This window comes from Streptomyces ardesiacus (genome assembly GCF_003112575.1).
Classification (GTDB): Bacteria; Actinomycetota; Actinomycetes; order Streptomycetales; family Streptomycetaceae; genus Streptomyces; species Streptomyces ardesiacus.
In genome coordinates, this window is record NZ_BEWC01000009.1 from 133,012 (window position 1) to 148,025 (window position 15,014).

The following is a 15,014-nucleotide window of genomic DNA, read 5'->3' on the forward strand; positions in this document are numbered from 1 at the left end:
TAACAGACCTTGATGTGAGGCAAAATCTCCGCCTCGGGTCGGGCACAAGTCCGGCCCCTCACGCGTTACGTGCGCTGAAGACACCGCAGACACCCAGAGGGGGAGAGCGACCATGGCAACCGATTACGACACTCCACGCAAGACCGACGACGACGTCGACTCGGACAGCCTCGAAGAGCTGAAGGCCCGGCGGAACGACAAGTCCGCCTCGGCCGTCGACGTCGACGAGTTCGAGGCCGCGGAAGGCCTCGAACTTCCCGGCGCCGACCTCTCGAACGAGGAACTGGCCGTCCGTGTGCTGCCCAAGCAGCAGGACGAGTTCACCTGCATGAGCTGCTTCCTGGTGCACCACCGCAGCCAGCTGGCCCGCGAGAAGAACGGCCAGCCGATCTGCCGCGACTGCGACTGAGGCGGGGTCGGCCGTGACCACCGGCTCGACCCCTCCCTGGAAGCGCCGTTCCTCCCGGCGAGGAGCGGACCAAGGGCCGTCCGACGGTCCGTACAGCGCGCGTGACGACGAGCGGGGCCCGACCGACACGGGGAAGGCCCCGCTCGAGCCCGTGGCCGACCGGAGTGACCTCCCGGCGACCGCGCGGCCACCGGCGCCCGCTGCCCGCCGCCGGGCAGCGGCGTTCCGCGAGAAGGCAGGACAGGGCGTCCGCAACGGCGGCGCCCGCGCCAGGGCCGCCCTGGCACACCTCGCCGACCGGGTCATCGACCTGGCACCCCGCGTCCCCGTGCGCGACCTGGCGACGCTGCGCAGCCAGTTCCCCGGCCTCGGTCCCGAGGAACTCGCCGACCGGCTCGTGGCCGGCGCGGCCAAGGCCACGGCGACCGTGGGAGCCGGCGTCGGAGCGGCGGCGATGCTGCCCGTACCGCCCGCCATGCCCACCGAACTGGCCGCCGAGATCACCGGCGTCGCTGCGATCGAGCTGAAGCTGATCGCCGAACTCCACGAGGTCTACGGCGTACGCCCGCCCGGCAGCCTCACGCAGCGCAGCACCGCGTACCTGAACGCGTGGTCCGACGAACGCGGCGTCGACGTGTCCAAGCCGTCGACCCTCGGCTCCGCGATGAACAGCCACATGAAACGGCAGTTGCGCCAGCAGATCATGAAGCGGATGGTGCGCGACCTGCCGAACCTGATGCCCTTCCTGGTGGGTGCGGCCGTCGGCGCCGTCATGAACCGCCGCGACACCAGAAAGCTGGCCGCCAGGATCCGCACCGACCTGCGCCGGCAGCAGGTCGCCTGGAGCGCCCTGGCCGGCCTTCCCGCGCTGGAACGCCCCGAGAACGTCCTGGACATGGGCGAGATCACCAGGGGGACGGGCCCCGGCCGCCCCGGCCGCTGGAAAAACTTCGGCAAAGACGGCCACTGACCCCGAGGGGCTACGCCGCCGCCTTCGCCGCCGTCAGCGCCTCGATGAGCCGCTCCGGCTCGCGCGTCGACAGGTACAGGTACGGAGTCGGGTCCTGCGGGTCGGTGACCACCACGCGCACGGCCCGCGGGATGTAGGCGCGCAGCAGCAGGAAGGCCCGGGCGTCGGCCTTGTAGGTGCGCCAGGCGCGGGCCTCCTCCGGGTCGAGGATCTCCGCCTCGCCCAGCGCCGAGACCGGCACCCTGGCCTCGCCCGCGATCAGCGAGTCGCCCACGACCCGGATGCGGACCGCGCCGTACGAACTGGCCGCCACCGCCGCCACCGCCGTACCGCCCGCCAGGCCGCCCAGCATCGGCAGCGTGCCGAAGGGCAGCAGGATCAGCGCGAACGCCAGCCCCACCAGGAAGGAGACGAGCCACCAGGAGCGGGGCGCGGTGAGGCGTTCTTCGTACGGGGCCGTGGAGAGCTGCATGAACCAAGCTTGGCACGGGATCGGCGTTCGGCCGACGCACGGGTAAGGTCTGCGCCTGTGAGTGGTACTTCCCCAGGTCTTCAGCCCCCCGCCGACGCCGTGAAACCCGTACGGCACCCCGACGCGCCCGCCCCCGGCGAGCTGCTCGGCGCGCACTACGGCCAGTGCTTCGGCTGCGGCGGCGACCAGCCCCACGGACTGCACCTCCAGGCGCGGGCGGGCGAAGGCGTGTCGATCACCGCCGAGTTCACCGTCCGCCCCGCCCACCAGGGCGCCCCCGGTCTGGCGCACGGCGGCGTGCTGGCCACCGCCCTGGACGAGACGCTGGGCTCGCTCAACTGGCTGCTGCGCACCATCGCGGTGACCGGACGGCTGGAGACCGACTTCCGGCTGCCGGTGCCCGTGGACACGACGCTCTACCTGGAGGCCGAGGTGACCGCGGTCGCCGGCCGGAAGATCTACTCCACCGCCACCGGCCGCATCGGCTCTCCCGACGGCCCGGTCGCCGTCCGTGCCGACGCCCTGTTCGTCGAGGTCAAGGTCGAGCACTTCGTCCAGAACGGCCGCGAGGAGGAGATCCGCGCCGCCATGGACGACCCCGACCAGCTCCGCCGCGTCCGCGCCTTCGAGGTGAACCCGTGAGCGGCGCCGGCCTCGAGGTCCTGATCCGCCGCGTCGACCCCGACGTGCCGCTGCCGGAGTACGCGCAGCCCGGCGACGCGGGCGCCGACCTGCGCACCACCGTCGACTGCGAGCTGGCGCCCGGAGAACGCGCCGTTCTGCCCACCGGGGTGTCTGTGGCGCTCCCGGAGGGGTACGCGGGCTTCGTGCACCCACGTTCCGGTCTGGCCGCCCGCTGCGGTGTCGCCCTCGTGAATGCCCCGGGGACGATTGATGCCGGGTACCGTGGGGAGATCAAGGTGATCGTGGTGAATCTCGACCCGCGCGAGAGCGTGCGGTTCGAGCGCTTCGACCGGATTGCCCAACTGGTCGTCCAGCAGGTCGAGAGGGTCCGCTTCCGTCAGGTCGCGGAGCTTCCCGACTCGGCGCGGGCCGAGGGGGGCTTCGGGTCCACCGGCGGCCACGCCGGGTTGGACCGTGCAAGCGGCACAAGCGGTCAGGTCGCCGACGGCGGCCCGACGGGTGGGAATCGATACGCTTCGGTCGTATCCGACCGGGAAGGACAGTGACGTGTTCGGACGTCGCAAGAAGAGGGATGCCGCCGAGGACGCGGCCGGCGAGACCGAGCAGGTCGTCGACAGCGTCGACACCGAGGCGGACGAAGAGCGCGAACGCGTGCGGCTCGAGCCCGAGCCGCGCCCCGACGGGCCCTGGGACAGCACCGAGGTCCGCGACCCGGGCGAGGGCCGCGTCGACCTGGGCGGACTGTTCGTCCCCGGGGTCGAAGGCATGGAACTGCGGGTGGAGGTCGCGGGCGACGCGATCGTCGCCGCCACCGTCGTCCTGCGCGACAGCGCCATCCAGCTCCAGGGCTTCGCCGCGCCCAAGCGCGAGGGCATCTGGGGCGAGGTGCGCGAGGAGATCGGCTCCGGCATCACCCAGCAGGGCGGCATCATCGACGAGGTCGAGGGTCCGCTGGGCTGGGAGCTGCGGGCGCAGGTCCCGGTGCAGCTCCCGGACGGCACGGGCGGCTTCCAGGTCGTGCGGTTCGTCGGTGTGGACGGGCCCCGCTGGTTCCTGCGCGGTGTGATCTCGGGCCAGGGCGCGGTGCAGCCGCAGGCCGCCGGCCTGCTGGAGCAGATCTTCCGGGACACGGTCGTCGTCCGCGGCGACGGCCCGATGGCCCCCCGCGACCCGATCGTCCTCAAGCTGCCGAACGACGCCCAGATGGTTCCCGAGGGCGTCCAGCAGGAAGAGGGCTCCCGCTTCGCCGGCGGCATGGGCCAGCTCCAGCGCGGACCGGAGATCACCGAGGTCCGTTAGGCGACGACGACGTACGGCCTCGGGCCGTACGCGCGGCACGAGGGCCGCGTCCCCGGCGGGACGCGGCCCTTTCGCCGTACGGGGGAGCGGGCCGCGCCGGAGGGTCGGGTCCCGGCCGTTGCCCCCGCTCGCCTCCGGCGGTGATACTGGCGCCGGTTCACGACGGACGGCGGGGGAGGGCACGACATGAGCCAGGTGGCCACCGAGACCATGGTGCGCGTCGAGGGCGTACGGAAGTCGTACGGTCGCGACGGCGCCGCCGTGCACGCCCTGCGCGGCGTCTCCTTCGACGTGCCGCGCGGTGAGCTGGTCGCCCTCAAGGGGCGGTCGGGCTCCGGCAAGACCACCCTGCTCAACATCGTCGGCGGCCTGGACGCCCCGGACGCCGGACGGGTCGAGGTGGACGGCCGGAACCTCGCGGAGCTGGACGAGGACGGACTGCTCGCCCTGCGCCGGGACCGGGTCGGCTTCGTCTTCCAGTCCTTCGGGCTCGTCCCGATCCTCACCGCCGCCGAGAACGTCGGCGTACCGATGCGGCTGCGCCGGGCCGCGCCGCGCGAACGCGAGGAGCGCGTCGAGCTGCTGCTCGCCCTCGTGGGCCTCGCGGACCACGCCGCCCAGCGCCCCGGCGAGCTGTCCGGCGGCCAGCAGCAGCGGGTCGCCATCGCCCGCGCCCTCGCCAACAACCCCGCGCTGCTGATCGCCGACGAGCCCACCGGCCAGCTCGACGCGGAGACCGGGCACTCCGTGATGGAGCTGCTGCGGGCCGTCGTGCGCAGCGAACGGGTCACCGCACTGGTCGCCACCCACGACGCCACCCTGCTCGACCTCGCCGACCGGGTGCTGGAGCTGCGCGACGGGGAGATCGTCCAGGGCTGACGCCACCGGGAGCGGGCGGCCGTCAGAGTTCCGTCAAGGACGACCGTCATCCGCACCCCCGTCCCCTTTGTCGCGATTGCGGGTCGTAGGGTCGACGCTGCGCACTCGGCGCCGACCGGAAGACAATGAGGCCATGGGACGCGGCAAGCTTCGGATCTACCTCGGCGCGGCGCCGGGCGTCGGCAAGACGTACGCCATGCTCTCCGAGGCGCACCGGCGCGTCGAACGGGGCACCGACTGCGTGGTCGCCTTCGTCGAGCACCACGGCAGAGCGCGCACCGAGGTGATGCTGCGGGGCCTGGAGCAGGTGCCGCGCCGGGAGGTCGAGTACCGGGGCGCCGTCTTCACCGAGCTGGACCTGGACGCGGTCCTGGCCCGCGCCCCCCGGGTCGCCCTGGTGGACGAGCTGGCCCACACCAACGTCCCCGGCGTGCGCCACGCCAAGCGCTGGCAGGACGTGGAGGAACTCCTCGCCGCCGGGATCGACGTCGTCTCGACCGTCAACATCCAGCACCTGGAGTCCCTCGGCGACGTCGTGGAGTCGATCACCGGCGTACGGCAGCGGGAGACCGTCCCGGACGAGGTGGTGCGGCGCGCGGACCAGATCGAACTGGTCGACATGTCGCCCCAGGCGCTGCGCCGGCGCATGGCCCACGGCAACATCTACCAGCCGGACAAGGTCGACGCGGCCCTGTCCAACTACTTCCGCCCGGGCAACCTCACCGCCCTGCGCGAACTGGCGCTGCTGTGGGTGGCGGACCGGGCCGACGAGTACCTCCAGGAGTACCGCAGCGAGCACCGCGTCTCGAAGATCTGGGGCTCGCGCGAACGCATCGTGGTCGGCCTCACCGGCGGCCCCGAGGGCCGGACGCTGATACGCCGGGCCGCACGCCTGGCCGAGAAGGGCGCCGGCGGCGAGGTGCTGGCCGTCTACATCGCCCGCAGCGACGGGCTGACCTCCGCCTCGCCGAAGGAGCTTGCGGTGCAGCGCACCCTGGTGGAGGACCTCGGCGGCACCTTCCACCACGTGCTCGGCGAGGACATTCCGGCCGCCCTGCTCGACTTCGCCCGCGGCGTCAACGCCACCCAGATCGTCCTCGGCTCCTCGCGCCGCAAGGCATGGCAGTACGTCTTCGGACCCGGCGTCGGCGCCACGGTCGCCCGGGAGTCCGGACCCGACCTGGACGTCCACATCGTCACCCACGAGGAGGTCGCCAAGGGGCGCGGGCTGCCGGTGGCCAGGGGCGCGCGGCTCGGGCGTTCCAGGATCGTCTGGGGCTGGTTCGCGGGCCTGGGCGGCCCGGTGCTGCTGACGCTGCTGCTCAGCACCGTCCACCTCGGCCTCGCCAACGACGTGCTGCTCTACCTGGCACTGACGGTGGCGGCCGCCCTGCTGGGCGGGCTGTACCCGGCGCTGGCCTCGGCCGCGGTCGGGTCGCTGCTGCTGAACTGGTTCTTCACGCCGCCCGTCAACCGGATCACCATCGCCGACCCGAGGAACATGCTTGCGCTCGCCATATTCGTCGGCGTCGCGCTGTCCGTCGCCTCGGTCGTCGACCTCGCGGCCCGCCGTACCCACCAGGCCGCCCGGCTGCGCGCCGAGTCGGAGATCCTCTCCTTCCTCGCCGGCGACGTGCTGCGCGGCGAGACCAGCCTGGAGACGCTGCTGGAGCGGGTGCGCGAGACCTTCGGCATGGAGTCGGCCGCCCTCCTGGAGCGGGAGGGCGACGTGGCCCCCTGGACCTGTGCGGGCCGCGCCGGGTCGGGGCCGCCGGTGGAGCGCCCCGAGGACGCGGACGTGGACATGCCCGTCGGTGACCACATGGCCCTCGCGCTGACCGGCCGCGTCCTGCCCGCCGAGGACCGCCGGGTCCTCGCCGCCTTCGCCGCCCAGGCCGCCGTCGTCCTGGACCGGCGCCGCCTGCGCGAGGAGGCCGACCGGGCCCGGACGCTCGCCGAGGGCAACCGCATCCGCACCGCCCTGCTGGCCGCCGTCAGCCACGACCTGCGCACCCCGCTGGCCGGGATCAAGGCGGCGGTGAGCAGCCTCAGGTCCGACGACGTGGCCTGGTCGGAACAGGACCAGGCGGAGTTGCTCGAAGGCATCGAGGAGGGCGCCGACCGCCTCGACCACCTCGTGGGCAACCTCCTCGACATGTCCCGCCTCCAGACCGGCACCGTCACCCCGCTGATCCGCGAGATCGACGTCGACGAGGTGGCCCCGATGGCGCTCGGCGGGGTGCCCGAGGGAAGCGCCGAGCTGGACATCCCGGAGACGCTGCCCATGGTCGCCGTGGACGCCGGGCTCCTGGAGCGGGCGATGGCCAACCTGGTGGAGAACGCCGTCAAGTACAGCCCGGACGACCGGACCGTCCTGGTCGCGGCCAGCGCGCTCGCGGACCGCGTGGAGGTGCGGGTCGTCGACCGGGGGCCGGGTGTGCCCGACGACGCCAAGGACCGCATCTTCGAGCCCTTCCAGCGGTACGGCGACGCCCCGCGCGGGGCGGGTGTCGGCCTCGGTCTCGCCGTGGCCCGCGGTTTCGCCGAGGCGATGGGCGGCACCCTGAACGCCGAGGACACTCCTGGCGGCGGCCTCACCATGGTCCTCAGCCTCCGCGCGGTGCGCTCCTCGGCGCCCGGCGCGTCCGGCGCGCCCGGCGCGTCTGCCGCCGGGAACGCCTCCGCCGCGGGCAATGCCTCCGCCACGACCCTCCGCCCCGCGACCGCAGAAAGGCAGACCGCCGGATGACCCGCGTCCTCGTGATCGACGACGAACCGCAGATCGTGCGGGCCCTCGTGATCAACCTCAAGGCACGGCACTACGAGGTCGACGCCGCCCACGACGGCGCCACCGCCCTCCAGCTCGCCGCCGCCCGCCACCCCGACGTGGTGGTGCTGGACCTGGGCCTGCCCGACATGGACGGCGTCGAGGTGATCAAGGGACTGCGCGGCTGGACCCGGGTGCCCATCCTGGTGCTGTCCGCCCGGCACTCCTCCGACGAGAAGGTCGAGGCGCTCGACGCGGGCGCCGACGACTACGTCACCAAGCCCTTCGGCATGGACGAGCTGCTGGCCCGGCTGCGGGCCGCCGTCCGCCGGTCCGAACCGGTCCCGGGCGGTGAGGACGGGGTCGTCGTGGACACCGCGGAGTTCACCGTCGACCTGGCCGCGAAGAAGGTCAACCGGGGCGGCAGGGACGTACGCCTGACGCCCACCGAGTGGCACCTGCTGGAGGTGCTGGTGCGCAACACGGGGCGCCTGGTGAGCCAGAAGCAGCTCCTGCAGGAGGTGTGGGGGCCGTCGTACGGGACGGAGACGAACTACCTGCGGGTCTACATGGCCCAGTTGCGCCGCAAGCTCGAGGCGGACCCCGCGCATCCGCGGCACTTCATCACCGAGCCGGGCATGGGGTACCGCTTCGAGAAGGGAGAGGGAGCGCACGGGAAGTGAGGGGGACGTGAGCCTCGCCATCCCGCCCCGAGAGGGGTGCATGGCTGTCGGCGGGCCCCGGTACGCTTCAGATATGAGTGCTGCTCCGCGTTCCGACAAGCCGGTGGGCCGGTTCCGGCGCATGTTCGACCGGCTCTCCTCGTCCCAGGAGGACCTGGAGTCGGAGGAACTGCGCGAGGACGCCGACACCGCCGGCTGCACCCGTATCGGAGACTGCCAGGACCGGCAGGTCGTGTCGGTAACTGGTACCTTGCGCACGGTCACCCTGCGACCGCGTGCGGGCGTTCCGGCCCTGGAGGCCGAGCTGTTCGACGGCTCCGCCGCCCTGGACGTGGTGTGGCTGGGCAGACGCTCCATCGTGGGCATAGAGCCGGGGCGCAAGCTCATCGCATCGGGCCGGATCTCGATGAGTCACGGCCGCCGGGTGCTCTTCAACCCGAAATACGAACTGAGACCCCTCGGACGGGAGTAGCCGGTGACGTCGCTCGACAAGCCGACCGAAGAGACGACAGAGGCCGACGACGCCCGGGCGGTGACGGAGGCCGCGCTGTTCGAGGCGTTCGGCGGCGTGCGCGGCATGGTCGAGACGGTGCTGCCGGGCCTGCTCTTCGTCACCATCTTCACGCTCAACAACGACCTGCACATGTCGGCGATCGCGGCCCTGGCCGTGTCGGTGGTGCTGGTCGTGGTCCGGCTGGCGATGAAGGACACCGTCAAGCACGCGTTCAGCGGGGTCTTCGGCGTCGCCTTCGGCGTGGTCTTCGCGATGATGACCGACAACGCCAAGAACTTCTACCTGCCGGGCATGCTCTACACCCTGGGCCTGGCACTGGCGTACATCGTCACCTCGCTGGCCGGAGTGCCGCTGATCGGCCTGATCCTCGGCCCGGTCTTCAAGGAGAACCTCTCCTGGCGCACCCGCAACCCGGGCCGCAAGAAGGCGTACACGAAGGCCAGCTACGCCTGGGGCTTCATCCTCCTCGCCAAGTCCGCGATCCTCTTCCCGCTGTACTGGTGGGCGGACACCGAGCAGCTCGGCTGGGTCCTGGTCACCCTGAAGATCCCGCCCTTCCTGCTCGCCGTCTGGCTGACCTGGGTCTTCCTGGCCAAGGCACCGGCGCCCATCGACGTGTTCGCGGAGATGGAGGCGGCGGAGGAGGCCGAGAAGGCGGAGAAGGCGGAGAAGGCCGAGCGTGACCGACGCTGGCAGGACGCGGACGGCACGCCGGCGGTGTCGTCCGAGGCCGACGGGGAAGCCGCGGACCCGCGCGGCGGCAGGCACCGCAGGGCCTGACGGCGCCAGGGGACGAACGGCACGGCACGAGTGGGGCCGGTACGGCGGTGGGGCGCCCGGAGATCTCCGGGCGCCCCACCGCCGTACCGGCCCGTTCCGCCGACGCACCGGCCGGCGGGTCCGCCGAGGGTCAGACCAGTCCGTCGGGCCGCCGCCGTGCCGACAGCAGGTCCTCCAGCTGCTCCTCACGGGCCTGCGCGGCGACGAAGAGCAGTTCGTCGCCCGCCTCCAGGGAGTCCTCCCGGGAGGGCGTCAGCACCCGGGTGCCACGGATGATCGTCACCAGCGAGGTGTCCTCGGGCCACTGGACGTCACCGACCTGCGTGCCGGCCAGGGCCGACTCCTCCGGCAGCGTCAGCTCGACGAGGTTGGCGTCGCCGTGGCTGAAGCGCAGCAGCCGGACCAGGTCGCCGACGCTCACCGCCTCCTCCACCAGGGCCGACATCAGCCGCGGGGTGGAGACGGCGACGTCCACGCCCCAGGACTCGTTGAAGAGCCACTCGTTCTTCGGGTTGTTCACGCGCGCGACGACGCGCGGGACGCCGTACTCCGTCTTGGCCAGCAGGGAAACGACCAGGTTGACCTTGTCGTCGCCCGTCGCCGCGATGACGACGTTGCAGCGCTGCAGCGCCGCCTCGTCCAGGGACGTGATCTCGCACGCGTCGGCGAGCAGCCACTCCGCCATCGGGACGCGCTCGACCGAGATGGCCGTCGGCGCCTTGTCGATGAGCAGGATCTCGTGGCCGTTCTCCAGCAGTTCGCCCGCGATCGAACGGCCGACCGCGCCGGCTCCGGCAATGGCGACCCTCATCAGTGACCGCCCTCCTCTTCGGGACCCTTGGCGAACGCCGCCTCGACCTTGTGCACCTCGTCGGTGCGCATCATCACGTGCACGAGGTCGCCCTCCTGCAGGACGGTCTGCGAGGAGGGCAGAATCGCCTCCCCGAGCCGGGTGACGAACGCCACCCGCACGCCCGTCTCCTCCTGGAGCCGGCTGATCTTGTGACCGACCCAGGCCGCGGAGGTGTGCACCTCGGCGAGCTGGACACCCCCGGTGGGGTCCCGCCACAGCGGCTCGGCGCCCGAGGGCAGCAGCCGGCGCAGCATCTGGTCGGCCGTCCAGCGGACGGTGGCCACGGTGGGGATGCCCAGGCGCTGGTAGACCTCGGCGCGGCGCGGGTCGTAGATGCGGGCGGCGACGTTCTCCACACCGAACATCTCGCGCGCCACCCGGGCGGCGATGATGTTGGAGTTGTCGCCGCTGGAGACGGCGGCGAAGGCGCCGGCCTCCTCGATGCCCGCCTCCCGCAGGGTGTCCTGGTCGAAGCCGATGCCGGTGACCCGGCGCCCGCCGAACGAGGAACCGAGACGCCGGAAGGAGGTGGGGTCCCGGTCGATCACGGCGACCGTGTGCCCCTGCTGCTCCAGGGTCTGGGCGAGCGCGGAGCCCACGCGCCCGCAGCCCATGATGACAATGTGCATCGCCTCACACCGCGCTTCCTGCGGGCCCGCCGGTCTTGGTGGATGTCGTCATGTCTCTCTTTCGGCTCGCCTGGCGACACGTCGCGGCCAGTGTGCGGGCCGCAGAGGAACATCATGCCGGTGCGCACCGCGGCCGATGCCGCTAGGTCCCCGGAAGCCGGGTTCCCCCGTGCGGACCGTACGTCCGGATGTCCGGCCCCAACGTATCGGCAAGCCTCCGGGGCCCGCAGGAGCCGTCTCACCCCCTGGCCGACGACCCCCGGCGGCAGATGCTGCGGATGCTGGCGCGGGTCAGGAAACCGAGGCCGACGAGGGTGGCGGCGCCGCCGATCAGCTCTGCGCTCAGGTGCATGGGACCTCCAGGGGCGGCGACGGCCGGAAAGCGGCAGGGCTTGCCGGGGTAAGCAGTCATATAGGCATGCGAACCCCGTCACCTGCGGAATCCCCAGCCGGAGAACCCTCCGAATTCACCCGTAGAGCAGACGGCGGACGGATCGGGGGTGGCGGTTGGGCGGGCGCCCGTTCGAACGCTTACGATCCTCTGTTGTGTCCAAACTGACCGACGTGCCCAAACGGATCCTGATCGGGCGCGCACTGCGCAGCGACCGGCTGGGCGAAACGCTCCTGCCGAAGCGGATCGCCCTTCCCGTCTTCGCGTCCGACCCGCTGTCCTCGGTGGCGTACGCGCCCGGCGAGGTGCTGCTGGTCCTGTCCATCGCGGGCGTGTCGGCCTACCACTTCAGCCCCTGGATCGCGCTCGCGGTCGTCGTCCTGATGTTCACCGTGGTCGCCTCGTACCGCCAGAACGTGCACGCCTACCCGAGCGGCGGCGGCGACTACGAGGTGGCCACCACCAACCTGGGCCCGAAGGCCGGCCTGACCGTGGCCAGTGCCCTGCTGGTCGACTACGTCCTGACGGTCGCCGTCTCCATCTCCTCCGGCATCGAGAACCTGGGCTCGGCGATCCCCTTCGTCGTGGAGCACAAGGTCCTGTGCGCGGTCGCCGTCATCCTGCTGCTGACCCTGATGAACCTGCGCGGGGTCAAGGAGTCGGGCACCCTCTTCGCCATCCCGACGTACGTCTTCGTCGCGGGCGTCTTCATCATGATCGTGTGGGGCGCCTTCCGCGGCCTGGTCCTCGGCGACACCATGCGCGCCCCGACGGCGGGCTACGAGATCAAACCGGAGCACGGCGGCCTGGCCGGCTTCGCCATGGTCTTCCTCCTCCTGCGCGCCTTCTCCTCCGGCTGCGCAGCCCTCACCGGTGTCGAGGCGATCTCCAACGGCGTCCCGGCCTTCCGCAAGCCCAAGTCCAAGAACGCGGGCAACACCCTCGCGCTGATGGGCCTGCTCGCCGTCACCATGTTCTGCGGCATCATCGCGCTGGCCACCGCCACCGACGTCCGCATGTCCGACAACCCCGCCACCCAGCTCTTCCACAACGGGGTCGCGGTCGGCGCGGACTACGTCCAGCACCCGGTGATCTCGCAGGTCGCCGAGGCGGTCTTCGGCGAGGGCAGCTTCCTGTTCGTCGTCCTCGCCGCCGCCACCGCGCTGGTCCTCTTCCTGGCCGCCAACACCGCCTACAACGGCTTCCCGCTCCTCGGCTCGATCCTCGCCCAGGACCGCTACCTGCCGCGCCAGCTGCACACCCGCGGCGACCGGCTGGCCTTCTCCAACGGCATCGTGCTCCTCGCCGGCGCGGCCATGCTCCTCGTCGTCGTCTACGGCGCCGACTCGACCCGGCTGATCCAGCTCTACATCGTCGGCGTCTTCGTGTCCTTCACGCTCAGCCAGATCGGCATGGTCCGCCACTGGAACCGCAACCTCGCCGCCGAACGCGACCAGGCCAGGCGCCGCCACATGGTGCGCTCCCGCGCGATCAACGCCTTCGGCGCCTTCTTCACCGGACTGGTCCTGGTCGTGGTCCTGGCCACGAAGTTCACCCACGGTGCCTGGGTCGCCCTGCTCGGCATGTGCATCTTCTTCGCGACGATGACGGCCATCCGCAAGCACTACGACCGCGTCGCCGAGGAGATCGCGGCCCCGGAGGACCCCGAGGAGGCGCAGAGCGACGACATGGTGCGCCCCTCGCGGGTCCACTCGGTGGTCCTGATCTCCAAGATCCACCGCCCCACGCTGCGCGCCCTCGCCTACGCCAAGCTCATGCGCTCCGACAGTCTGGAGGCGCTCAGCGTCAACGTCGACCCGGCCGAGACCAAGGCGCTGCGCGAGGAGTGGGAGCGCCGCGGCATCGCCGTACCCCTGAAGGTCCTGGACTCGCCCTACCGCGAGATCACGCGGCCGGTCATCGAGTACGTCAAGAGTCTGCGCAAGGAGTCCCCGCGCGACGCGGTCTCGGTCATCATCCCCGAGTACGTGGTCGGCCACTGGTACGAGCACCTGCTGCACAACCAGAGCGCCCTGCGCCTCAAGGGCCGCCTGCTGTTCACGCCGGGCGTCATGGTCACGTCCGTCCCGTACCAGCTCGAGTCCTCCGAGGCCGCCAGGCGCCGGGCCCGCAAGCGCCAGGACTGGAGCGCACCCGGCGCGGTGCGGCGCGGCCCGGCCCAGCAGCCCCAGGACCGGTCGAAGGACTCCTCGTCGTCCACGTAGACTGGACGGCTGTTGTCCTTGTCGCCCCCGTTCTCTGGAGTCACCCCGCCATGCAGGCAGAACCGAAGAAGTCGCAGGCGGTCTCACTGGTGGGTGAGGAGTACGAGGTCGAGGTCGGCCCCGTCGCCCACGGCGGCCACTGCATCGCCCGCACCGCCGAGGGCCAGGTGCTGTTCGTCCGGCACACCCTGCCCGGCGAGCGGGTCGTGGCCCGGGTCACGGAGGGCGAGGAGGGCGCCCGCTTCCTGCGCGCGGACGCGGTCGAGATCCTGGACGCCTCCAAGGACCGCGTCGAGGCGCCCTGCCCCTTCTCGGGCCCCGGCCGCTGCGGCGGCTGCGACTGGCAGCACGCCAAGCCGGGTGCCCAGCGCCGCCTGAAGGGCGAGGTCGTCGCCGAGCAGCTCGCGCGTCTGGCGGGCCTCACGCCCGAGGAGGCCGGCTGGGACGGCACGGTGATGCCGGCCGAGGGCGACAAGCTGCCCGCCGGGCAGGTCCCGTCGTGGCGCACGCGCGTGCAGTACGCCGTGGACGCCGAGGGCCGCGCGGGCCTGCGCAGGCACCGCTCCCACGAGGTCGAGCCGGTCGACCACTGCATGATCGCGGCGGAGGGCGTCAGCGAGCTGGGCATCGAGCGCCGTGACTGGCCCGGCATGGCGACGGTCGAGGCCATCGCGGCGACGGGCTCGCAGGACCGCCAGGTCATCCTGACCCCGCGCCCCGGCGCCCGCCTCCCCCTCGTCGAACTGGACCGCCCGGTCTCGGTCATGCGCGTCGGCGAGAAGGACGGCGGCGTCCACCGCGTCCACGGCCGACCCTTCGTCCGCGAGCGTGCCGACGGCCGCACGTACCGGGTCGGCTCCGGCGGCTTCTGGCAGGTCCATCCGAAGGCCGCCGACACCCTGGTCACCGCGGTCATGCAGGGCCTGCTGCCCCGCAAGGGCGACATGGCCCTCGACCTCTACTGCGGCGTCGGCCTCTTCGCCGGTGCCCTTGCCGACCGCGTCGGCGACCAGGGCGCGGTCCTCGGCATCGAGTCCGGCAAGCGCGCCGTCGAGGACGCCCGCCACAACCTCGCCGCCTTCGACCGCGTCCGCATCGAGCAGGGCAAGGTCGAGTCCGTCCTGCCCCGCACCGGCATCGACGAGGTCGACCTCATCGTCCTGGACCCGCCCCGCGCGGGCGCCGGCCGCAAGACGGTCCAGCATCTGTCCTCCCTGGGCGCCCGCAGGATCGCCTACGTCGCCTGCGACCCGGCGGCCCTGGCCCGGGACCTGGGGTACTTCCGGGACGGGGGGTACCGGGTGCGGATGCTGCGGGTGTTCGATCTGTTTCCGATGACGCATCATGTGGAGTGCGTGGCGATTCTCGAGCCTACGCAAAAGGGGCTCTGACCTGCGGTTTTCTCGGGTTCTTCAGGTGCTGGCGGTGGTGTTCGACCTGTTTCCCGAAGTGCACGACGTAGACCGTGTCCTGGGGCGGGGGGAGTCAGCTTGACCTG

The 15,014-nt window shown here is 72.1% G+C and carries 15 protein-coding genes; 12 read left to right on the forward strand and 3 right to left on the reverse strand.

The window, feature by feature from the left end:
- Window positions 1–112 precede the first annotated feature (112 nt).
- Both Sdi02f_RS29310 and Sdi02f_RS29315 read left to right on the forward strand, forming a co-directional pair.
- Window positions 113–409 carry a DUF4193 domain-containing protein gene (locus tag Sdi02f_RS29310; RefSeq protein WP_003993510.1) on the forward strand — a complete coding sequence of 99 codons (297 nt, stop codon included), beginning with the start codon at window positions 113–115 and terminating at the stop codon, window positions 407–409.
- Window positions 410–422: 13 nt separating this feature from the next.
- Window positions 423–1,379, forward strand: coding sequence for a hypothetical protein (locus Sdi02f_RS29315; protein ID WP_108934313.1), 957 nt, complete (start codon window positions 423–425; stop codon window positions 1,377–1,379).
- Window positions 1,380–1,389: 10 nt separating this feature from the next.
- Here the strand turns inward: Sdi02f_RS29315 and Sdi02f_RS29320 are convergent, their stop codons facing one another.
- Entirely contained in the window at window positions 1,390–1,851 is a 462-nt protein-coding gene (locus Sdi02f_RS29320; protein ID WP_030402565.1) for a DUF3093 domain-containing protein, read from the reverse strand.
- A gap of 57 nt (window positions 1,852–1,908) precedes the next feature.
- On the opposite strand from Sdi02f_RS29320, the gene Sdi02f_RS29325 reads away from it, so the two are divergent.
- The 8 genes from Sdi02f_RS29325 to Sdi02f_RS29360 all read left to right on the forward strand — a co-directional run bounded on the left by Sdi02f_RS29325 (window position 1,909) and on the right by Sdi02f_RS29360 (window position 9,418).
- Window positions 1,909–2,493 carry a PaaI family thioesterase gene (locus tag Sdi02f_RS29325; protein ID WP_030402564.1) on the forward strand — a complete coding sequence of 195 codons (585 nt, stop codon included), beginning with the start codon at window positions 1,909–1,911 and terminating at the stop codon, window positions 2,491–2,493.
- The gene (dut, locus tag Sdi02f_RS29330; protein WP_031082102.1) at window positions 2,490–3,041 is read left to right on the forward strand and encodes a dUTP diphosphatase; all 552 of its coding nucleotides are present in this window, start codon (window positions 2,490–2,492) and stop codon (window positions 3,039–3,041) included. Before Sdi02f_RS29325 ends, dut begins: the two co-directional genes overlap by 4 nt.
- Window position 3,042: 1 nt before the next feature.
- On the forward strand, window positions 3,043–3,795 hold the full coding sequence (locus Sdi02f_RS29335) for a DUF3710 domain-containing protein (RefSeq protein WP_030402562.1): 753 nt from the start codon (window positions 3,043–3,045) through the stop codon (window positions 3,793–3,795).
- Between the two features lie 186 nt (window positions 3,796–3,981).
- A complete protein-coding gene (locus Sdi02f_RS29340) occupies window positions 3,982–4,674 on the forward strand; it encodes an ABC transporter ATP-binding protein (RefSeq protein WP_108934314.1) in 693 nt (230 codons plus the stop codon).
- A 133-nt stretch (window positions 4,675–4,807) separates the two neighbouring features.
- A complete protein-coding gene (locus Sdi02f_RS29345) occupies window positions 4,808–7,423 on the forward strand; it encodes an ATP-binding protein (protein ID WP_053637980.1) in 2,616 nt (871 codons plus the stop codon).
- Window positions 7,420–8,124, forward strand: a complete 705-nt coding sequence (locus tag Sdi02f_RS29350; RefSeq protein WP_030402559.1) for a response regulator — start codon at window positions 7,420–7,422, stop codon at window positions 8,122–8,124. Before Sdi02f_RS29345 ends, Sdi02f_RS29350 begins: the two co-directional genes overlap by 4 nt.
- Before the next feature lie 73 nt (window positions 8,125–8,197).
- On the forward strand, window positions 8,198–8,596 hold the full coding sequence (locus Sdi02f_RS29355; protein WP_076976707.1) for an OB-fold nucleic acid binding domain-containing protein: 399 nt from the start codon (window positions 8,198–8,200) through the stop codon (window positions 8,594–8,596).
- A gap of 3 nt (window positions 8,597–8,599) precedes the next feature.
- The gene (locus Sdi02f_RS29360) at window positions 8,600–9,418 is read left to right on the forward strand and encodes a DUF3159 domain-containing protein (RefSeq protein ID WP_053637981.1); all 819 of its coding nucleotides are present in this window, start codon (window positions 8,600–8,602) and stop codon (window positions 9,416–9,418) included.
- A 130-nt stretch (window positions 9,419–9,548) separates the two neighbouring features.
- Here the strand turns inward: Sdi02f_RS29360 and Sdi02f_RS29365 are convergent, their stop codons facing one another.
- Both Sdi02f_RS29365 and Sdi02f_RS29370 read right to left on the reverse strand, forming a co-directional pair.
- Window positions 9,549–10,229 carry a potassium channel family protein gene (locus tag Sdi02f_RS29365; RefSeq protein ID WP_030402556.1) on the reverse strand — a complete coding sequence of 227 codons (681 nt, stop codon included), beginning with the start codon at window positions 10,227–10,229 and terminating at the stop codon, window positions 9,549–9,551.
- Window positions 10,229–10,900 carry a potassium channel family protein gene (locus Sdi02f_RS29370; RefSeq protein ID WP_030402555.1) on the reverse strand — a complete coding sequence of 224 codons (672 nt, stop codon included), beginning with the start codon at window positions 10,898–10,900 and terminating at the stop codon, window positions 10,229–10,231. The genes Sdi02f_RS29365 and Sdi02f_RS29370 overlap by 1 nt, the downstream gene beginning before the upstream one ends.
- 546 nt (window positions 10,901–11,446) lie before the next feature.
- Here Sdi02f_RS29370 and Sdi02f_RS29375 point away from each other — a divergent pair.
- Together Sdi02f_RS29375 and Sdi02f_RS29380 are read left to right on the forward strand one after the other, a co-directional pair.
- Window positions 11,447–13,516 carry an APC family permease gene (locus Sdi02f_RS29375; RefSeq protein WP_108934315.1) on the forward strand — a complete coding sequence of 690 codons (2,070 nt, stop codon included), beginning with the start codon at window positions 11,447–11,449 and terminating at the stop codon, window positions 13,514–13,516.
- Between the two features lie 50 nt (window positions 13,517–13,566).
- Window positions 13,567–14,907: a class I SAM-dependent RNA methyltransferase gene (locus Sdi02f_RS29380; RefSeq protein WP_030402553.1), complete on the forward strand. Its 1,341-nt coding sequence runs from the start codon at window positions 13,567–13,569 to the stop codon at window positions 14,905–14,907.
- The last annotated feature ends 107 nt before the right edge of the window (window positions 14,908–15,014 follow it).

Bases quoted from the DNA above. Each gene is read 5' to 3' on its own strand.
- Sdi02f_RS29310 (WP_003993510.1), top strand. From the start codon at position 113: ATGGCAACCGATTACGACACTCCACGCAAGACCGACGACGACGTCGAC.
- Sdi02f_RS29320 (WP_030402565.1), bottom strand. From the start codon at position 1,851: ATGCAGCTCTCCACGGCCCCGTACGAAGAACGCCTCACCGCGCCCCGC.
- Sdi02f_RS29340 (WP_108934314.1), top strand. From the start codon at position 3,982: ATGAGCCAGGTGGCCACCGAGACCATGGTGCGCGTCGAGGGCGTACGG.
- Sdi02f_RS29345 (WP_053637980.1), top strand. From the start codon at position 4,808: ATGGGACGCGGCAAGCTTCGGATCTACCTCGGCGCGGCGCCGGGCGTC.
- Sdi02f_RS29350 (WP_030402559.1), top strand. From the start codon at position 7,420: ATGACCCGCGTCCTCGTGATCGACGACGAACCGCAGATCGTGCGGGCC.
- Sdi02f_RS29355 (WP_076976707.1), top strand. From the start codon at position 8,198: ATGAGTGCTGCTCCGCGTTCCGACAAGCCGGTGGGCCGGTTCCGGCGC.
- Sdi02f_RS29365 (WP_030402556.1), bottom strand. From the start codon at position 10,229: ATGAGGGTCGCCATTGCCGGAGCCGGCGCGGTCGGCCGTTCGATCGCG.
- Sdi02f_RS29370 (WP_030402555.1), bottom strand. From the start codon at position 10,900: ATGCACATTGTCATCATGGGCTGCGGGCGCGTGGGCTCCGCGCTCGCC.
- Sdi02f_RS29380 (WP_030402553.1), top strand. From the start codon at position 13,567: ATGCAGGCAGAACCGAAGAAGTCGCAGGCGGTCTCACTGGTGGGTGAG.